Genomic DNA, 1,123 nt, shown 5'->3' with positions numbered 1-1,123 from the left:
TCCACTGAGTCAACTCCTTGTAATAGCCAATCCCCATGATGGGCGCCCATCCGGTTTCGCCTCCGCCATGCCCGTTGTAGATAGGCTTGTTGTTCACGCCGTCATGGAACAGTCCCATCGCATGTCCGGCCTCGTGACTGATCACCTCTGCTGTTTGCTTTTCGTTTCCATTGTTTAAATTAGCTTCGAAGACGAAGACTGGACTATCGCGCGCACGGTTGAAGGATCGCTGTGCCACGCCGGCGACTGATTCACCGTACCAGTCCGAGCTCCGACCGCCGATGACCACCCGATTTCCCCACTTGAGATCCGTCGGATCAGACCAGTCACGAATCAAATCTGCCAACGGGGGCTCTTCGGTCGAGACATTGATTCCAAAGGGAATGAAATCCTCGGCCACTCGCTGCCAAATTCTCTGCATGCGCACCAGCTCGGCATCCGAGAAACTCTCGGGAGATCCATCAAGGTCGAACGCGGGCGTTTCAAAAGGTTGGCCACTGTTCCAGGTGGGATCCTGCGTCTCGTGCCCGTCAAAGTCTAAGTAGAGGGTATGCAAAGCTTCGGGGTGACTATGCAGCCGGAACGTCTGCGACAACGGGTATGGTGCGTCGTCGGCGACGGAAACCGCTTCGTCCGGCCCAATCGGAACATGGGCCTCGTGCACGTAGAACGCGTCTTCGTCATGCATATGCCCGCCATGAAGGAGGAGACGATCATCGACGCGCTCAAACCAACACTTTCTGATTCTCACAGCCTTCCCATTTCGCTTCATTGCGCAGCATCTCACGGGCAAGAGAACAGCCACCAAGCGATCTATTTTACACTGACCTACAACTTCTGCCCCCAGAATGGCGTAAACAAACCTGGATATCCATCGCTGGTCACGCCACTATCGTGCCTTGGCTCACAGTTTTGGGCAGCACACGCGGCCAGCGTGTCATCGGAGCAGATTCCATGCATACAAGAGCTGTTTGGCGGGGGCCGTTTAACCTTCCCGCGACAGCAGCCCCTTTCAACGAGCTCTCGACGCCCGATCTCCCACAGACCGACACTGGCGATCTAACCGATCATTGTCGGGTGGCCAGGGTGTTCTACTCCGCTGCGTCGCTGACTCAACGGCGCA

Annotated in this window: 1 pseudogene; it reads right to left on the bottom strand. The window is 56.4% G+C overall.

Features of this window, described 5'->3' with window-relative positions:
• Nucleotides 1–688, bottom strand: a pseudogene (locus LYNGBM3L_RS45070) (hypothetical protein); the annotation flags it as partial.
• Nucleotides 689–1,123: the final 435 nt, after the last annotated feature.

The organism is Moorena producens 3L, from assembly GCF_000211815.1.
Taxonomy (GTDB): domain Bacteria; phylum Cyanobacteriota; class Cyanobacteriia; order Cyanobacteriales; family Coleofasciculaceae; genus Moorena; species Moorena producens.
This window is presented reverse-complemented; position numbering and strand designations above follow the sequence as displayed.